This is a genomic window from Scytonema sp. PRP1 (assembly GCF_036697665.2).
GTDB lineage: Bacteria > Cyanobacteriota > Cyanobacteriia > Cyanobacteriales > Nostocaceae > Kalymmatonema > Kalymmatonema gypsitolerans.
Genome location: NZ_JBAHYJ020000068.1, coordinates 59,388 through 77,966, shown reverse-complemented (window position 1 = coordinate 77,966; position 18,579 = coordinate 59,388). Strand labels below are relative to the sequence as shown.

The window sequence follows — 18,579 nt, the reverse complement described above, 5'->3', positions numbered from 1 at the left end:
CTGTTATGTCAAAAATGTGTGGTAATTATTGTTGGTCTTTGTGGAGGTAATAGAGCGCTGTGCTAATTCCAAAATCAGTTCTGTCGGTACCCGCCACGCCTTGCACTCAAAATTCATCGATAATCGTTCTGCCTTTCTTACAATGGCAGCAGAACATTGTTTATTTTCAATGAGCCATTGTTGAAATTGAAGCGCTTTTTCTTGAGTATCAAATCCAAAATAGGAGACTTTACGATTTCCTAAAGGGTCAGTGATAGTGGCGACTCTTTTTGATAGAATGTTAAGAGTCCATCCATCAACACTCAGTTCTACTCTGGTGATATTAAGCATTGGATTTCTCTGGGTGATTTATAGGGTGTGAATGTAACAACACACCCATTAGCCAAAACAGCATTTACTGCATATTTGATAACCTTTCTTCGCAATAAGTCATTATGTTTTCTGCAATTTTTTGCAGGTTGACGGAACACAAAATAGTAAATGAGATATCGTTAGCAATATCCTGGTCTTGAAACCTGCCGTTTATTTGTGGATTTTGTTGGATGAGACGTATAGCAGCTTGCTGCATATTATTGGCAATTTCACTTAACTGAAATGCAGTTTGGCGGAGCTGTTCGAGATATTGTTTAGATATTGACATTGGTAAGACGTTAAAGAATCATCAGTGAATTGGCTAACCAACTGATAATTTGGGCAATCAATTGTTTAGCGTGAATGGGAGAGCCTCTATCCAAATGTTCGATTGCTTGGTGAATAGCAGTATGAGCATTTCGTAGTATTTGAATTGCCCTTTCAATAGATTGAGAATCTGGATTGGTGATAGGAGTGTTGGAGGGAGGGGAAGGGAGATGGTTGTGAGGCATTAAATTTCAACCTCTGGAACAGTGTCGAGATATTCAGCAGCGCTCATTTCACCTTTAAGAAACTTTTGTAGATTTAATTCATGTTTCTTCATACTGTTTGCTGCTGATGGCTTTGAATCAGTGGCGTTGTGAGTGGTTGGCAATTTGGATAACGTCATTGCCAATCGCTCTATGAAAGCATCATGTTTCTCTTGGCTGTAGTTGAATTGGTAGATAGTGGGATAGTCATCTCCATTAACAAAGTAGTAAATTATGGAGATGTTGTCAGGAGTAATTTCTTGTGTTTCTGTAAGGAGAAATAGTCGCAGTTGAGTTTTCCAGGAGTTTTCTAAGATTTCTGGTTGTAGAATGTGTCTTTCAGTTGTCCAATCCACAATTACAATCTTCTCTACATTAACGATAACTAGGTCGTACTTAGCAATAAGTAAGTGTTCATTGATGAGCTTATGGAGAGTAATATTACACTTTTTGCTGTCAGAAGGAATGTTGATTATTAGCTGAAGTTTAGATACCCAATCAGCCATTTCAGGATAAGCTGCAAGAAATGGTTCTATGGGCAATCCCATCATTAACTGTTGCATGAGAAGATGGAATTGTTCTCCAATATTTTGTTGAGCAGTACTCCCACAATAGTGTAGTGGCAATTTTAGCTCAACAAAATACTGCTGAAACTTGTGAGTATCTTTCTCCAATAGTTCCAGCAGTTCGTAGTTCAGTCGATTCATCTGTTTCTCCCTTGGAGCATTTCAAAGGAGAAGCGCGTCAGCGATATCAAGGGTTATAAATTACGATTTTCAGGCAATATTGTTGTCAGACCAATTTTTGCTCTTTATGAACTTGAGGAGATATATAATTTTAACATCCACAAATTCTATTGTCTCTTCAAGGTCAACATCACTATCAAGGTGTTCTGCGAAGAAGATGATTGAGGATATTGGTACATCAAAAACCTCTGAATATCGTTTTAGTAAGTTAATGGTTGGTGTTTTCTTTCCGGATTCAATTTCTGAAAGATACGATTTGGATATTCCTAGTTTTTCCGCTAATTCTTTTTGCGTTAAGTCGTGAAATATCTTCATCAATTTCAAAGCTTTGGAGAGATTCTCTACAGGTTTATAGTGAGCGGTATCAGTCATGAGTCATTACAGCTTAAGAAAGATTTGCTAATCGATAGAGAGTTCGCACTGTTATGCCCCATTTCTTAAAAGAATCCCATTTGTATTGACATTCCCCTCTTTTGTATTTGGGAGACAATTGACTCCATCTATCCCAAGCAGGGAGTAAGCTCGGACTAACGGTATGAAGTGCCATTCCTACTTTTATCCAACTATCGTAGTCATCCGCAAATTTGGGATGAATTACCTCTAATAGCAGCAATGCTTTTTGGATATCTGCATTAGTGGGAGTATCTTCTTGTGGCTTATCTTTTCTTAGGTATTCTGAAGCAGTGGAGATTGTTTGATGTTTTGGTAGAGTCGCCATCTTTTGCACTACCCATAGAGGTGCTGCTGCTACCTGGATTTCGTCGGGGCGGCATCCAGGCAACCAGCGGTAGTATCCGGTGAGCGGATGGACTGATGGTGGTAGCACTGATTGTAGGTTGGAACCTCTAAGCTCTAGTGCTTCACCAAGAGCAGTGGCGATTTTCCTGGATTTGAGCCATTGGTGTTGGGGCGGCTCCAGGATTTTGAATAGGTATTGCGCTCTGCCCGGTCGCCCAGAAGTGAATGCTACTGTGGGGGGCAGAGGTTCAAGAGCGATTGGCTCCGCCAGTGTCTCTTGGGCAATTGGGCAAAGCCCAGCGCTCTTTGCGGCGATCGCCTCAAAGGGATGGGTGCTGTGCGCGATGGTGCTACGCACCTGCCTGTCGGCGATCGCTCTAATTTGGTCATAGGCACTTGGACCATCACAATCTACAGATATCAGAAATTCTTTGGAATTTTGACCGCATAGTAGACCAATACCTGTAGGTTGTGCCTCGTATAGAGAACAGGCGCGATTGTGTACCTTAACTTTTCCTCTGCGGGCAAGTTGTTCTTGTAAGGATTGGGGAGTAAATGGATATTTTTCCCATCGGTATCCCAACGGTCTTTTTCCTTGCGTTGGCACTATGAGCCAGTGTCCGGGCAGTATCTCTAGGGTTTCAATTAGCTTAGTGATTTGACAGTTTTTTTGACAAGCATAGAAGATGAGTTTTCATCTTCTATGTCTGCGTAAGCAGACTTGAGTTTAGATATGTAAATAAAAAAATAATCTCCCCAAAAACAGTCAGGAGAGAGTATTTGAACTATCAATACGGGCTATATAAAAGCATTTTTTGGCAGTGATTTTATCAAATTTAAGTACTGTTTCTTTGGAGAATTTGACCGGAAGTAAATACGGAAGGAACCATCTCCGTAAAGCTTGACATCCCGTTCTTCAAACTGAATTTCTTGTAGATCCAGCCATTCTTTCACAATCGCATGGTATTCTGCCAGGAACACCGCTGGGAAGTAAATGCGTCCGGTTCTAGTACCTGTATGTTGGTGTGTTAGAACTTGGAATTGAGGTTGAGTAAGAACTTCTGCCATAGGGAATCTTGGTTAATATTTCGATTCCTTACAGCCGTTAGGCTCAACAACTCTACTTATCGAATTACCAGTCTTGTACGCTCGTTGGCTTTGACTTACGTCAGGCTAATACTTTCTATATATTGGCAAAGGGCAGATCGTAGCAACAATTAATACTACGTACAGGTTTTATAAGCTCGCTTTACTTCTTGAGGAGATACCACTTGACAACGACCTGAAAATTCCAACCAATGAGAAGTAGGAGCTTTCGTTTTCAATGGCATTTCAGATAACAGCTTCACTTTTGAAGCTGTTACCAGCCGCCATGTAACGGTTGAAAACCTTTGCTTTCAAAAACTTCAAAATTAATGATTCCAGCTTTGTTTTGAGAATGTAGCCACTCAGAGTACTGCGCCCTAGTGGGACTTTGAAACTTTTTATGGTAAAAAGTGCATGAAAGCCTTTATGGACAAGGAAAATACGTCAACTCTGATAAAAGTACCTCAAACCCAGTTACAACCTGGAAGGGTGCTTAATCAATGTAAAACCCTTACCAGTTGTACAATTGAGACGATTTTGAGCCTAGTTTTTTACAAAGCCCCACTAGTGAATAAACAGACAAATGCAAATCAATAAGTAGACAGAAGGGTTCATACGCTAGTGCTGAACTTGCTTAGACCACTCTTACTCACGATACTCCCACTCTTTGTGAATAAACCGATAAAAGCAAATCAATAAGTAAACAGAAGGGTTCATTACCCTTGTAGCGACCTAGTTACACAACTTCTACCAGCTTTTTGGTGAATAAAGAGACAAATGCAAATCAATAAGACTTTTGGAAAAGTGTAAATGTTTAGGTAATTTTTACCAAACAAGACTTGTGGTTCTTATGTAAATGTGTAAGTTCTAATTAATTGAAATGAAGGTTTTAGGAGAAAAATATGACTTTCACAAAAACTTCACTTTTGCTTACCGTATCTATTGTGCTTTCTGCTATCCCAGTTTATGCCAATAACATGGAATTACTACCAGAAGACACTGCTTTTTGCTCAGATGTCCGTGATTATAGAATGGAAGAAGTTATTTCTCAAAGTTCGGTGACTAGTAATTCCGGAGGGAACGTCAATTTAATAGTTAAGATTCCGATTGGAGCGAAATTTAATCATAAATATAACCGTTCAACTGCCTCTAGTCATGAGGTGATGAGCGAGTATCAGTCGAAAAACTGTGATGAATTACTGAGACAAGCTGGGCAAGTTACAATTGCAAAGATTAATGCTAATGCCTCGGTAGCAATTGCTGAAATAGAAAGGGACAAAGAAAAATATAGTGCAGACACAAGACGCATAATTGCAGAGATTGATGCTAAGACAAAGGAAAAACTTGCTCAGATACAACGTGGAATTGAACAAGATACCAATAAAACCGGACTCTGGACTGGTGTCATAAGAGAAGTTGGCAACTTCTTCGGTAATATGTGGGATTATAAGAAGAGAAATAGAGAACTTGCTACTCAGGAAAGATTAGCAGCACTTGCCGCTGATCCCAACCTAGCACTGATTCAAAATTGGGGATTAACAACTGCTTCCTGTGGTAGTTCAGTGGTATCTATCCTAATTGACGGCAAAGAATATTGTACTAAGCCTGTCAAGGGGCTGAGTGTAGGAAGCTACACATACATTCGTGCTGAAGGCAGACTTGAGCCAATATCCCAGTCGTCAAATTCTCTTAATGCTACCAATTCAAATCCACAACCTACCCCAGAACCAATATCTCAATCGCCGAATTTGGTCAACACAAATACAAACTCAAATCCACAGCCCACCCCTGAGACGGGTTTATAGATCGCTCTGAAATATGAGCAACTGATTCAATTTTAATCAAGGAGTTCGCAATGAAACTTAAGTTTTTCACTCAATTTTTGCTGATGTCTTTTGTTCTATCAAACTCGTTTGTTCTGAAAACAGAAGCGCAAACCCTTCCTAGAGTCGGTTCGGGAAGTGGAACCAACCTAACTCCTAAGGTTATACAAGGAGGTGGCAGTAGTTCAACTCCTACAGTTGCACCAACAACGCCAGCACCTGCACCTGCAACATCTGCACCAGGAAACACTTCTTTTAGCTGCATTCCACAGTCCGGGGGGAGTGTAGCTACCGTCGGTCAAAGACCAGGAGGACAGCCAGTTCCCCTAATCACTTGGACTGCAGAAGGTTCAAGCTACTTTGGCGAAAAATATACTACTCAAAACCGCTGCAACATCGTTACGCAGAAAATTAACACTGTGGTTAGTGCGAACGGTGGTCGCCTCAAGAATGTGAAGCTTACCAACGGAACAGTGAACAGCCAAACCGTGATTTGTGCGCTCAATGCATCGGAAAGCGGTTGTAAACAAGATGGATCTAATGTCTTGTTCACTCTCAAGCCAGAGAATGCTACCAAAGCTGGTGCAATTCTCAATCAGTTGATACAAATGAGTCAGGGAAACAGTAGTGCTGGTGTCATTCGTGAAACTGATGGTCAAGTCTACGTCGATTTAGGAGCTTGGGAAGAGCAAGCTTTAGGAGCAAAAACTAGTACTCCGGCTAGCTCTGGAACTACAACAGACACGAGTCTTTAGAGTCATGCAAGTTGGGTGCTAATTTCCTGTAAAAACCCTAAGAAGTTAGAAAACTTCTTAGGCTCTCGCTACCAACGAGCAAGATAAGTGCAATGTTCTTATTTATACCTACAAGTTCTTGGTCACTCTTGATGTTCGCCACTTTTCCCACTGGACTGTCATCCCACAGAGCTACCCAACTACCATATACACAGAAAAGTATCTTATATTACGCAGCTAAACCCTCAGCAGAGCCAGTTTTCAACCATCCTAGTGTTGGCATATCAGTTCCAGAGATTGCTCGGCAGGTCAGTGTACGGATTTTGACAAATTCAGGCTCAGGCTCAGGAGTCATCATTGAGCGTCGCGGAGAAACTTATACCGTGCTGACGAATCATCATGTAGTGGAGGACGGTTCGGACAATTATTACACTGTTTTAAGTGCCGATGGGCAGATGCACTCGGCTCGGTGGCTACGTTCAGTTCAGTTTGGCACTCTAGATTTAGCACTAGTGCAATTTACTAGTGATCAAGATTACAAAGTTGTCGCGTTTGGGAACCCGAATACCCTGTCTGTTGGCGATTCCGTATATGCTGCTGGATTCCCAAGTTGGCATTTTATCAAAGAGGGAAATACCATAACAGCTTTAGAGGATACTCGTAATTGGGGAGTCAGAGCGTTTCGTTTGACAACAGGCACAGTAGGGATGTTTGCAGAGCGATCGCTACAAGGAGGATATCAACTCGGCTACACCAATGATGTTGTACAAGGCATGAGCGGTGGTCCAGTTTTGAATCAAAATGGCGAACTGATTGGCATTAATGGCAAATCGAAATATCCTCTGGGTGGCATTGAGGCGTTCATCTTTGCTAATGGCATGATGCCATCTGAGAAGCAATTCCTGCAAATGGAAGCCCTGAGTTGGGCAATCCCCATTACCAATTTTCAGCCAAGATTTGGACAGATAGGCAAGTAAGCGGAAATCACTCTATTTTGTAGCAAAAATGACTTCATGTATGGAGTGACGATTGGGTGAATGCAAGATTTGAAAGGAGTGTGTTATGAGTGTAAATTCTTATAGATTTAATTACCTTCCTAAATTTTTGGGAGGTACAGCAGTCGTTACAGCAATTGTGATTAGCCAGCCTGTTGTTGTCTTTGCCAAAAGCGCCCCAGAAATTAACCAAATTGCTGAACAGACAACAGTGCAGATTAACAACAATCAAGGTTCTACGGGTGGAACAGGAGTCATTATTGCTAAACAGGGCAATACTTACACTGTTCTGACTGCTAATCATGTAGTCTGCGATGCAATTCCAGACCGGAACCCTATTATTTGCCGAGACGATGTTACTTACACCATTCGCACTAATACGGGAAAAGAATATCCCTTGAAGCGGGCGCAACGTTTACAGAAAAATAACAATGACCCAGATTTAGCGGTCGTTACTTTTGAGAGCGATCGCGACTACCCTATTGCCACCATTGGTGATTCCAAGCAAGCAGTGACGGGTTCACAAATTTACGTTTTTGGCTATCCCACTTCCGATGGACGTTCCGGTGCTCAACGAGAATCGGAGTTTTCACCGGGTTTTGTGACAAGTCGCCCTGATAGTCGTCCCCAAGGCTATACTTTGCGCTATAATGCTGTGACGCAAAGGGGCATGAGTGGTGGTCCTGTATTTGATAGTGAGGGGAGAGTTGTTGGCATTCATGGTCAGGGCGGTAAGGATGGTGAGCTTGAAAGTCGCAATGGAACTACGGTAGCGATTAAATCAGGATGGAACGCAGCTATCCCGATTAATACTTTTATGGCACAGAAATCTCAAGCGGGACTCAGTAGCTTGAGTTTGACGGTAAATAATCGTCCTACTGATGAGAAGCAAGCACAAATCAACAATCCCAGCAATGCCAGAGACTATTATGCACTGGGGTCTGTTCGTTATGAACAGGGAGATTCCAGAGGAGCAATAGAAGCTTACACCCAAGTACTACAGCGCAATCCTGACAAGAGCGAAGCTTTTTTCGCTTACTTTAACCAAGGCAATATCCGCTTTCAGCAGGGAGACTATCAGGGAGCGCTTGAAGATTACACCGCAGCGATTCAGAAAAATCCTGATGCGGCGATCGCCTATAACAACCGAGCTGTTGCTCGCATTCGGCTAGCAGACTACCAAGGAGCAGTGGAGGATTGGACTCAAGCGTCGCAGCGCGGTGCTAAAGATGCCAGTACATACTACAATCGGGGTGTTGCTTACTCCAGACTTGGCAACCAACAGGCAGCGATCGCAGATTACACTAAGGCATTGCAGATTGACCGTAAATATGCGCCTGCCTACAACTCTAGAGGTAATGTTCTTGCCGATTTAGGAGATAAGCTCAAAGCTCTTGAGGATTACAAGCAAGCTATTGAAGTCAATCCTGGCTTTGCCGATGCTTACAATAACAGAGCTATTCTTCGCGCTGCTCAAGGAGATAGAACTGGAGCGATTGAGGACTTGCAAAAAGCTGCACAACTGTTAATGGATCGGGGAAAAACGGCTCAATACCAGCAAGTTATGGAAAACCTCAGACGGCTTCAACGTTAAGCTAAAATAAGACGAGACTCTGAACTGGCACGAAGAGTGTGAATAGCTGCATGATGGATATTCAATCATGTTTACGTGACCGACAAATTATTCACTCCGATCCTGAGATTATGAGTGGAACTCCAGTCTTTGTTGGAACGCGAGTTCCATTGCAAACCTTTTTTGACTACCTCGAAGGTGAAGCAGGCTTAGCCGAATTTTTAGAAGATTTTCCACACTTGCAGGCTCAGGTATTGATAGTTTTGGAAGTGATTGCAAAAGCAATGTTGGCTCAGGAACCAACTGCCCGTGCTCATTCTACTTGATGAAAATCTGTTGAGTAAGAAACTAAAGAAACCATTTGTGGATGCAGGGTATTTGGTTCAAAATGTGGAGGAAATGGGCTGGCGCGGTGTAAAAGACCGAGAACTTTTAGCCTTGGCAGAGGCTTATCCCTTTGATGTCTTTATTACAGCGGATAAGAACTTGCCATATCAACAGAATTTTCGTGGTCTTACGTTACAGATTGTGGTGTTAGATGCTCGTAGTACGCGCCCAGATTATCTGCTTCCGTTAATCACTCGAATTAGCGGTTTGTTGAAATCTTTGACTCCAGGTTCTGTCACGTTGATTAATGATGCAGGAGAAGTAACGCCTTTCAACCCTGGTACTGGACAGTGATATTGTTACTCCACAATGTTTTGCAAGTATATTGTGACGTTATCAATATGTTGGCATAAAAGTTGGACTTTTTGCCATGAGTGGGCGATCGCTTTCAACAGCTTCAAAATTTAATAGATAGGAGTAAATAAATATAATACGATTTGTCCGTCGCGAGGAACGTCGTTCCTCCTCGCGACGGACATTTTACGTTTAATTATGTCCACCTATCTAGGGTTTTAGATTTTTTTGAGAATACAGAAATCTTTAATGCTTTAACTGTTGTGAATAAACCAGGAAAAGCAAATCAATAAGTAAATAGAAGGGTAATGCACTCTTGCTGAACCTGATTACAAAAAATTTATTCACGATACGTAACTCTTGTGAATAAACCAGTAAAAGCAAATCAATAAGTAAATAGCAGGTTTTATGCAGTGGTGCTAATCCTAGTTGAAGTGAAAGAGAAGCGGGTTCTCTTCACCTTATTCAGTGCTAATTAATTCATCTTTAAAGGAGTTCGACATGGCAATTCACGGTACTTCAGCTAATAATGTCCTCAACGGAAATAATGGCTTCTTGGGTATGTTTCCAAATGACACTATCTACGGTAAAGCAGGTAACGACGCCATTTATGGTCATAAAGGTAATGACAAGCTCTATGGAGAAGATGGCAATGACACCATCTATGGTGGTGTGGGAAACGATTGGCTTTATGGTGGTAATGGCAATGACTTTATCAATGGAGAAGCAGGAAGGGACTTCTTATATGGAGAAGCAGGAGATGATAATCTTGGTGGTGGTGGAGGAAATGACATTCTTGAAGGTGGCAGTGGAGATGACATTCTATTTGGTGAAGGTGGTAGTGATGAACTCTATGGTGACAATGGTAATGACACATTGATTGGTGGAGGTTTAGCTTTTAATTCTGGTGAGTTTGATATCCTTTGGGGTGGTAAAGGTCGCGATACTTTCGTCCTTGGTAAAGCCGATGGTTCTCGTTATCTCGGTGATGGTTATGCTATGATTGGAGATTTTAATGGACAATATGACTGGATTGAAGTTTATGGGTCTGCTAGTAACTACTCGTTAGGACAAGGTAACTGGAGTGGTAGCCCTGCTTTGGATACTGGAATCTATTTCAACAGAGATTTAATTGCTGTAGTTCAAGATACCTCTGATGTAAATATCTCACGAGATTTCTCATTTGTCTAAATAAATTTTCAACAGTCCTGTAGGGGTGCAAGGCATTGCGCCCCTAACTCAATTGTATTGAGTTTAATTTGCTTTTCTTAAACTTACTTTCAGTAGCCTACTACAACAATTTCACCAGTAATTGTAATAGGAGTTTTTTTATGTCTAAGATTCAATCTAAGCATTCTCGCAACATTTGGCAACCGCTTAATCGGAAATCACAAATACTAGCAACGATCGCAGCACTGGCGGTTGCTGGATTTCAGATTTACTTTTGGCATAGTCGGTTAGCCCATCAACAACCACCTTCTCACAATACTTCTACCTCTCATTTATCTGATGACCAGGGTAAGTAAACTATATCCGTCCAACAAGCGTGTTCTGAATAACTTGAAGTCAGCAATAGGGTTGAATTACGTGTAATTTTGCAGGGAGCTAAAATCTATGCTTTTTCATATGTTGGCTGAAGAGCCAATTCAGTTCTTCCGGATTGTTGCGATTGTAATCATCTCAATTACTTTGCATGAACTTGGTCATGGCTTGGCTGCTTTGAGTCAAGGAGATAACACTCCACGAAAAACTGGTCATCTAACTCTCAATCCCTTAGTTCATATGGGCTGGGAATCGATTGTTTTCCTTTGTGTCGCTGGAATAGCCTGGGGGCAAATGCCCGTCAACCCATCTAAATTTCGCTCGGCAAAGTTCAGTAACATTTTGGTATCCGCAGCGGGACCGATGGTCAACCTGGCGTTAGGTATTTTATGTATTGCACTGATGAAGTTGCTTGTTGTTTCTGATGCAACTGAGATTTTTAGCATCAATTTTCTTCATTTGGCAGCCCAAATAAATCTGATGTTGTTCTTGTTCAATCTCCTACCTATTCCACCCCTCGATGGTTTTCATGTCTTCAGTGAACTTTTTCCCTTTCTGAAACCACTGGATGACGGTCGATGTGGACTATTTGGCTTAATGATTCTCCTGCTGATTCCTGACTTTAATGCAGGATTAGCTGCGATCGCTGATTTAATCATCAAAGCTTTGAGCGGAATGTAATTGGTTGGTTTTTAGGCAAATGTTCATTGATGAGTGTTTCAAGCTAGATAGTGCAGTGACAGCGATCGCTTTATTCATGTGTTTTGAGTTCTATCTAAAACAAATGTTTCTCGGTATCCTCACCTACATCATCCTCTGCATTTGTAAATTTACCGTAAAGTTAGTATAAAAAAATGACTATATAGCAATGTAGTCAAATATTATACGCTATTCTAATCGGCAATTCGATAAGTTTCATCGGCTACACACCCACCATTGAATAATGCTGGAGCGAATTAACAATGGCTAGAAACTGGCAAGATTTGACTTGGAAGCTGGGAATGATGATTTCCCTATTTACTGGTGGGGTTTTCACGTATTTCGGAAATAGCGCTCTAGCTCAAATTACACCTGATCGCACTTTGGGAACAGAAGGTTCTGTAATCACGCCACTGAGTCCGAATGTTGACCGCATTGATGGAGGTGCAATCCGAGGTTCTAATCTCTTCCACAGTTTTGAGGACTTCAATATTGGTGAAGGACGAGGTGCTTATTTCGCTAATCCTACTGGAATTGAGAATATTTTGAGTCGAGTGACGGGTGGCAATGCTTCCAAGATTTTCGGAACATTGGGCGTTTTAGGCAATGCGAATTTGTATCTGCTGAATCCTAACGGTATTATTTTTGGACCAAATGCCAGACTGGATATCAGAGGCTCATTTGTAGGAAGTACGGCAGATAGTATAGTGTTTGGCGATCGCACTCTTTTTCGTGCTACCGATACTCAAACCAAACCTCTACTGACGGTTGCTGTTCCCGTTGGTTTGCAGTATGGAACGCAGCAGGCGGGGGCGATTAGCAATGCTGGAAATTTAGCAGTAGGACAGGGACAAAAGTTAGCTTTAGTTGGTGGTACTGTTACTAGCAGTGGTCAACTGACAGCACCAGGAGGCACAGTTCAGGTTTTAGGCGATCGCGTTGGTTTACTGGATAACGCCCGGATTGATGTATCAGGTGAAACGGGTGGCGGTACGGTGTTGATTGGTGGGGACTTTCAAGGGAAAGGTGAAGTTCCCAATGCTGCTCGAACTTTTGTTGGTCCTGGTGTGACTATTAATGCTGATGCTTTAACCAGTGGCGATGGGGGTCGTGTCATTGTCTGGGCTGATGAGGCGACTGGGTTTTATGGCAACATCAGCGCTCGTGGAGGAAGGAATTCAGGTAATGGCGGTTTTGTGGAGGTTTCAGGTAAGCAAAACCTGATTTTTCGTGGCAATGTGGACACCAGTGCAATCAATGGTAATTTTGGCACTTTGCTGCTCGATCCAACTAATATCACGATTGTGAATGGTGTTGGTGGAACAGATAATGCTCAAGTAGCTGGAGACGCTCAGATTTTTGCAGGAGAGAATCCTCCTGACACTTTCACGATTTCTGAGGCTACACTTGAAAGCCTGTCAGCAACAGCAAACATTATCTTGGAAGCTACTAATGATATCACAATCAATGACTTAGCTGACAATGAGTTATTTTTGGCTTCCGCTTACTTACTTCCTCCTGGCAGTGGTGGGTCAGTTAATTTCAGGGCTGATGCTGACAATAATGGTGCTGGGGCTTTTGTGATGGACTCACAAGATGAAATCTTTGCTCAATCCAGGAATCTCATCATTTCAGGCGCAAGCGTAACAATTGGCAGACTAAGAACTTCTAGTGCCCCGACCAATAGTGGCTCTATTAACGTCACTGCTACTAATGGTAATATCACCACTGGTGGCTACATAAATGCTACTTCCGTTAATGGCAGTGCAGGTAGTATTATCTTCAACAGTCCTGCCGGAGCAATCAACACAACAGCTGGCGCTTTAGATACTCGCTCAACTTTTGGTGAAGCTGGAGAAATTACTTTATCTGCTAATGGTAACATTACGACCACTGGTCTATGGTCTAATGTAGAGGGAACTGCTGTTTTCAATGGGCGGAACATTACGCTTACGAGTACTGCGGGAGAAATCAACACAACAGCAGGTGTTTTACAATCTTATTCTGGTGGGGGTGATGGAGGTACAGTTACCCTAAATGCTGACAGAAACATTACTACAGGTAACATCCTGTCATATTCAGGCAGTAACGGGAAAGGTGGAGATATCGCCTTAACTACCAATAATGGCAGCATCAGCACCAGTAATTTAAACTCTAGTGCTTTTTCTAATACTAGAAGTGGTGGAAAAATTACTCTCGAAGCTGCGGGTAGCATTACCACAGATTTAATCGATACTGTTGGTGTTACAAATCTTCTAAGCGGTGGTGGTGGTTTAAACGGTGCTGATGTGAGCATTAGGTCTCTCAATGGACCTATCCGCCTCAATGGTCTTGTTGACCCAGCTAACAATAGTGTTATAGGTCGGTCAATAACCATTAACACTCCAAGTACTCTAGATGTTGCTGGAACCTTAAATGCACGTAGCGATGTTTCAGGAAGTGCGGGCAACATCGCTATTGGTAATATATCAAAGCCAAGTTCTATAACTGTTGGCGTTGTAACGACAAGAAATCTAAGGGGTAGTCAGGCTGGTAATATCAACATCACAACCACTGGCTCACTCACTACAACTAGTGCCCTCAACAGAGATCCTGGTTCTTCTATTAAACCTCCTAATCCAATTAATGATGGTTTTAGCATCGGTAGTGAAGCTTTAGGCAACGGAGGAACGATTAACATTACTGCCGATGGCGGCATTGATACTGCTGCAGGAATTGTCAGTAACAGTCGTGTCTCAGGTAATGGTGGAGATATCACCCTTACTGCCAAAAATGGCGCTATCACTATCAAAGCAGGAACTGTAGACTCTTCCTCAGTCAGTGGTAACGCAGGTGCAATCAACTTTAATGCCGGTGACAACATTACTACAAACAATGTCTTAATTAACGCTTCCTCTATCTTGGCTAGAGGCAATGGCGGAAATGTTAACCTCAGCGCTAATCGAGACATATTTTCTGGCTCTATAGAGTCCGTTGGTCAAGTAGGAGGTCGTATCAACCTCAATAGCGGTGGCAACATTTTTCTTAATAAAGCCGATATAGCCAGTATCACCACAGGCTCAAATACTGGAAGTAATATCTCCTTTACTGCTAAACAAGTTGAACTAATTGACGCAAGAATTGGAAATATTAAATCTGGTGAAGGACAAGGTGGAAATATATCTGTTAATACCTCCGATTTTTTAAATATTCAGAATACAGGTAATTCTAATCGGTCTGATATAGGTAGTAATTTATTTGAATTTGTCAAAAGTAATTTTCAAGGCAGTGGCTTGATTAACACGACCTTTGGAAATGCAAATTCTGGAAATATAGAAATCACGACTAAAGGCTTAAGCATCCAAAATCAGCAAAATTCAACATCAAGAAATAGTTTGACTGGTATAGGTACGTTACCACTTGGCGATGGTAATGCAGGAAATATAACAGTTGAAGCTTCTGATTTTGTGAGAATTACTGGTAATGATTCTACACCATATAATACAGCATTACCTGATGATAGTAATGCTACAGATGTTGCTAATAAAAAAGCAGGAGATATTCAAAATATTCGTACAGGAATAACATCAGCGATTACAGGTAAAGGTAATGCTGGTGAGATAAAAATCAATACTGGTCAATTTGAGGTTAGAAATACTGCTGCGATTACATCTGGAGTTACCGACAATGGTAGAGGAAGGGGAAATAATATAACAGTAAAAGCTACCTCATTAGAATTGCAAGGCAAAGCTGCTTTAGCAACAGCAAGCCGCAGTGAAAGCACTGGAAATGTAGATGTAGGTAATTTAAATATTGATGCTGGTAAAGTGACTCTTCTGGATGGAGCCTTACTATCAGCAGATACTTTCGGAGCGGCAAACGGCGGAGATTTAAATATTAACACAAACGAGCTAAACATCAGTAGTGGCTCAAGAGTTGGAGCTTCAACATTTGGTAACGGTCAGGGAGGAACTGTAAGAATAAACAGTGGTGAAAAAAAGGCTCAATTAATTAATATCGATGGCACCTTATCTAATGGTCAACTGCCAGATGAGACTCAAGGACGCAGTGGTATCTTCACTGAATCTAGAGCGTCTGGTACGGCTGGGGATATAGAAATTTACACAGACAAATTAAATGTCCTAAATCGTGGAGAAGTCTCAGTTAGTGGCAGCGAAACAGGCGCTTCCGGTACCTTGAATGTGACTGCTGGTAATATCTTTATGACTCAGCAAGCAGGGATTAGAGCCACAACTAATTCTAGCGGCGGCAACATTAATCTCACGGTAGCAGATTCAATCATTATGAGAAACAATAGCGATCCAAACAATGCTACTGAAATTACTGCCCGAGCTTTTGGCACAGCTAATGGTGGCAACATCAGGCTGAGAGTTGGTAAGTTTGTACTTGCCGACCTTTATGAAAATAGTGATATTGTTGCTGAAGCTGACCAGGGAAGCGGTGGACGAATCGATGCCAAAGATGTAAAAGCTATTGAATTTATCCAACATATACGAGGTCGTCGGCTTCCTGAAAGCGAATTCATAGCGAGTTCATTGCAGGGACTAGAAGGCACAATTAATGTCGATCCATCTTCGCCGCAACCCGTTCCGGTTCCAAACGCACCAGTTGTACGGGAAATTGTTCAGGTCTGTCCCACTAGCCCAGGAGCAACGACTCGTGAAGCCGGGACAAGTAAATATTTCAACTCCGGACGTGGTGGCTTACCTCCAAATCCGGGCGAAGCATTGGACAGTAACATTCCTCAGGTTCCTTGGGTGACGCTTGATTCTGACAACCAGAACCCCACTAGTGCTGCGAATTCCACTACTGCAAACATCTCATCACCAGAAACTATTGAAGAAGCTCAAGGATGGGTGAAGCTTCCTAATGGCAAGTTTCTCCTGACAAAACAAACACCCACTTCATCCTCAGTAACTTGTGTCTTTCAAAGCAGCCAACAATGAATCTTAAACCGTTACCACGCTTGCCCAGCAAAGAGTACAAATTACACTGGGGTGGACTGGTGTTATTTAGTAGCCTGAGTGCTGTAGGGCAGAGTATAGCACCATTACCTACATGGGCGCAGACTGTTGACCAAGCAGTAGAGATATCAAATTTTCCATCTGCTCAACCTCCCTCCCAAACTGCCACAATCGAACCATTACAGTTTTCTTCAACGGTTGCAACTCCTGAAACATTTCCAGAGATGGAACTGTCAAAAGAAAAGCAACTCATTGCCCAAACTCCCCCAACTAATCAGCCGCCACCATCGCAATCTATCCCGCGATCGCCAACTCCACAACAATCACCTCCTGAAACACCTCAACAGCTACCTTCAGAAAACCCTTTACAGACGCCTTCACAGCCTGAGCCATCACAAACTCCTCAAAATGAAGACAAAAAACCATCTTGTGATGATACTTCCCGATACAAGCCTGCACCACGGCAAGGGACAGACCCTGACAGCATTACGGTTACAAAATTTAACTTTGAGGGGAATACTGCTTTTAGCGATGAGAAGTTAGAAAGCTTACTCCAAGATTTCATTAAGGTACCCCTCTCCTTTCCAGAACTGCTCCGCACTCGTACTGTAATTACTGACTACTACGTTTGCAAGGGTTACATTACTACTGGAGCTTATATTCCTATTCCCCGCGATCAAACAGTGGGTAGCACAGTCACCATCAAGATTGTTGAAGGAAGTGTTGAAGAAATCCGGGTTAACGGTACTAGGCGATTGAACTCAGGGTACGTGCGATCGCGCTTGCGTTTGGGAACTTCAACTCCCCTGAATCAAAATAAGTTGCTTAATGCCATTAGACTGCTACAAATCGACCCCTTAATTGAGAGCATATCTGCCGAACTCAGAGCAGGAGTCAAGCCAGGTACTAATGTACTAGAAGTACAAGTCACAGAAGCAGACTCATTCAGCAGTCAGATAAACCTGAATAATGGGCGTTCTCCCAGTGTTGGCAGCTTTAATCGTGGTATTGGGTTAACACAAGCTAACTTACTAGGACTGGGAGATGGGTTAAGCGTCAGTTATAACAATACACAGGGTAGCAATAATGTCAACCTCAGTTATACCTTGCCCCTCAATGCGCGGAATGGAACTCTCAGCTTTAGTTATGGAACTTCATCTAGCGCTGTTATTGAACGCCCTTTCAATGAATTAGATATCAATTCTGATTCTCGCTACTATCAATTAAACCTACGCCAACCGATTATTCAAACCCCTAGCCAAGAATTTGCCCTTGGTTTAATCGCTTCTAGAACAGAAAGTGAGACGAGTGCTAAGGTATTCGGTCCCTTACCAGAAGGATTTGCTATATCGCCAGGAGCGGACAGTGAGGGACGCACTCGGATTTCGGCTATTCGCTTTTATCAAGAATGGGTAAAGCAGAGTCGTAGCCAGGTATTGGCAGCGCGATCGCAGTTCAGTTTCGGAATTGATGCTTTCAATGCGACTATCAACCGCAACCCACCTGACAGTCGGTTTTTCGTATGGCGCGGACAATTCCAATGGGTACGCCTATTTGGTTTATATCTTGACAATCTACCTACTGCCCCAACATTGCTATTTCGTACCGATGTGCAGCTAGCAGACAGACCCCTCGCTCTTGTAGAGCAGTTCGGCTTGGGCGGTATTGATAGCATCCGGGGGTATCGCCAAGATGCCTTGTTGACTGATAACGGAGTCCTGGCTTCTATCGAGTTCCGTTTGCCAGTTGCAAGGATTCGAGAATGGCAAACAGTTGTGCAACTCATTCCATTTGCTGAGGTGGGATACGGTTGGGATCGTGGCGATTTACAACTGCCTGGTCCAAACACCATAGCATCAGTTGGCTTGGGATTGCAGGTAGTTCAATCGCGTTACTTTCGTGCCCGTCTAGACTGGGGCATTCCTCTAGTAAACCTCGACTCAGAAAAAAGAACATGGCAAGAAAACGGCATTTATTTTTCTTTAGAACTAAATCCTTTTTAAAGCAGGAAGAAAGTAGGTATAAATTCCCTTTCTTCATTAAAAATAAAAGAAAGAATATTAAATATTATCTGTTACTATTTCTTTCTGTATTTTTAATAATAGGATTTTTACCTG

General features: G+C 42.3%; 18 protein-coding genes. 11 read left to right on the top strand and 7 right to left on the bottom strand.

Annotation, left to right across the window (positions count from 1 at the left end; translation table 11 throughout):
* Positions 1 to 3: 3 nt before the first annotated feature.
* The 7 genes from V5G28_RS14345 to V5G28_RS14315 form a co-directional block, all read right to left on the bottom strand.
* On the bottom strand, positions 4 to 330 hold the full coding sequence (locus V5G28_RS14345; protein ID WP_336230672.1) for a hypothetical protein: 327 nt from the start codon (positions 328 to 330) through the stop codon (positions 4 to 6).
* Between the two features lie 64 nt (positions 331 to 394).
* Positions 395 to 640 carry a hypothetical protein gene (locus tag V5G28_RS14340; protein WP_336230671.1) on the bottom strand — a complete coding sequence of 82 codons (246 nt, stop codon included), beginning with the start codon at positions 638 to 640 and terminating at the stop codon, positions 395 to 397.
* 10 nt (positions 641 to 650) lie between these two features.
* A complete protein-coding gene (locus V5G28_RS14335; RefSeq protein ID WP_336230669.1) occupies positions 651 to 863 on the bottom strand; it encodes a hypothetical protein in 213 nt (70 codons plus the stop codon).
* The gene (locus V5G28_RS14330) at positions 863 to 1,588 is read right to left on the bottom strand and encodes a hypothetical protein (RefSeq protein WP_336230668.1); all 726 of its coding nucleotides are present in this window, start codon (positions 1,586 to 1,588) and stop codon (positions 863 to 865) included. Before V5G28_RS14330 ends, V5G28_RS14335 begins: the two co-directional genes overlap by 1 nt.
* A 69-nt stretch (positions 1,589 to 1,657) precedes the next feature.
* Positions 1,658 to 1,999 (bottom strand): helix-turn-helix domain-containing protein, encoded by a 342-nt coding sequence (locus V5G28_RS14325; RefSeq protein WP_336230666.1) that lies wholly within the window; start codon positions 1,997 to 1,999, stop codon positions 1,658 to 1,660.
* Positions 2,000 to 2,012: 13 nt separating this feature from the next.
* Entirely contained in the window at positions 2,013 to 2,948 is a 936-nt protein-coding gene (locus tag V5G28_RS14320) for a PriCT-2 domain-containing protein (RefSeq protein ID WP_442994265.1), read from the bottom strand.
* Between the two features lie 215 nt (positions 2,949 to 3,163).
* Positions 3,164 to 3,433 carry a hypothetical protein gene (locus V5G28_RS14315; RefSeq protein ID WP_336230664.1) on the bottom strand — a complete coding sequence of 90 codons (270 nt, stop codon included), beginning with the start codon at positions 3,431 to 3,433 and terminating at the stop codon, positions 3,164 to 3,166.
* Between the two features lie 920 nt (positions 3,434 to 4,353).
* On the opposite strand from V5G28_RS14315, the gene V5G28_RS14310 reads away from it, so the two are divergent.
* The 11 genes from V5G28_RS14310 to V5G28_RS14260 all read left to right on the top strand — a co-directional run bounded on the left by V5G28_RS14310 (position 4,354) and on the right by V5G28_RS14260 (position 18,465).
* Positions 4,354 to 5,256 carry a hypothetical protein gene (locus tag V5G28_RS14310; protein ID WP_336230663.1) on the top strand — a complete coding sequence of 301 codons (903 nt, stop codon included), beginning with the start codon at positions 4,354 to 4,356 and terminating at the stop codon, positions 5,254 to 5,256.
* 50 nt (positions 5,257 to 5,306) lie between these two features.
* Positions 5,307 to 6,029, top strand: a complete 723-nt coding sequence (locus V5G28_RS14305) for a COP23 domain-containing protein (protein ID WP_336230661.1) — start codon at positions 5,307 to 5,309, stop codon at positions 6,027 to 6,029.
* Between the two features lie 92 nt (positions 6,030 to 6,121).
* Positions 6,122 to 6,985, top strand: a complete 864-nt coding sequence (locus V5G28_RS14300; protein ID WP_336230660.1) for a S1 family peptidase — start codon at positions 6,122 to 6,124, stop codon at positions 6,983 to 6,985.
* Between the two features lie 85 nt (positions 6,986 to 7,070).
* The gene (locus V5G28_RS14295; protein WP_336230659.1) at positions 7,071 to 8,597 is read left to right on the top strand and encodes a tetratricopeptide repeat-containing serine protease family protein; all 1,527 of its coding nucleotides are present in this window, start codon (positions 7,071 to 7,073) and stop codon (positions 8,595 to 8,597) included.
* A 50-nt stretch (positions 8,598 to 8,647) separates the two neighbouring features.
* Complete coding sequence (locus V5G28_RS14290) at positions 8,648 to 8,902, top strand: DUF433 domain-containing protein (RefSeq protein ID WP_336230657.1); 255 nt, start codon at positions 8,648 to 8,650, stop codon at positions 8,900 to 8,902.
* A gap of 10 nt (positions 8,903 to 8,912) precedes the next feature.
* Positions 8,913 to 9,257: a hypothetical protein gene (locus V5G28_RS14285; RefSeq protein WP_336230655.1), complete on the top strand. Its 345-nt coding sequence runs from the start codon at positions 8,913 to 8,915 to the stop codon at positions 9,255 to 9,257.
* A 501-nt stretch (positions 9,258 to 9,758) separates the two neighbouring features.
* The gene (locus V5G28_RS14280) at positions 9,759 to 10,448 is read left to right on the top strand and encodes a calcium-binding protein (protein WP_336230654.1); all 690 of its coding nucleotides are present in this window, start codon (positions 9,759 to 9,761) and stop codon (positions 10,446 to 10,448) included.
* Between the two features lie 140 nt (positions 10,449 to 10,588).
* Complete coding sequence (locus V5G28_RS14275; protein ID WP_336230653.1) at positions 10,589 to 10,783, top strand: hypothetical protein; 195 nt, start codon at positions 10,589 to 10,591, stop codon at positions 10,781 to 10,783.
* An 88-nt stretch (positions 10,784 to 10,871) separates the two neighbouring features.
* Positions 10,872 to 11,480 (top strand): site-2 protease family protein, encoded by a 609-nt coding sequence (locus V5G28_RS14270; protein ID WP_336230651.1) that lies wholly within the window; start codon positions 10,872 to 10,874, stop codon positions 11,478 to 11,480.
* Positions 11,481 to 11,761: 281 nt separating this feature from the next.
* On the top strand, positions 11,762 to 16,444 hold the full coding sequence (locus V5G28_RS14265) for a beta strand repeat-containing protein (RefSeq protein ID WP_336230650.1): 4,683 nt from the start codon (positions 11,762 to 11,764) through the stop codon (positions 16,442 to 16,444).
* Positions 16,441 to 18,465 (top strand): ShlB/FhaC/HecB family hemolysin secretion/activation protein, encoded by a 2,025-nt coding sequence (locus V5G28_RS14260; RefSeq protein WP_336230648.1) that lies wholly within the window; start codon positions 16,441 to 16,443, stop codon positions 18,463 to 18,465. The genes V5G28_RS14265 and V5G28_RS14260 overlap by 4 nt, the downstream gene beginning before the upstream one ends.
* The last annotated feature ends 114 nt before the right edge of the window (positions 18,466 to 18,579 follow it).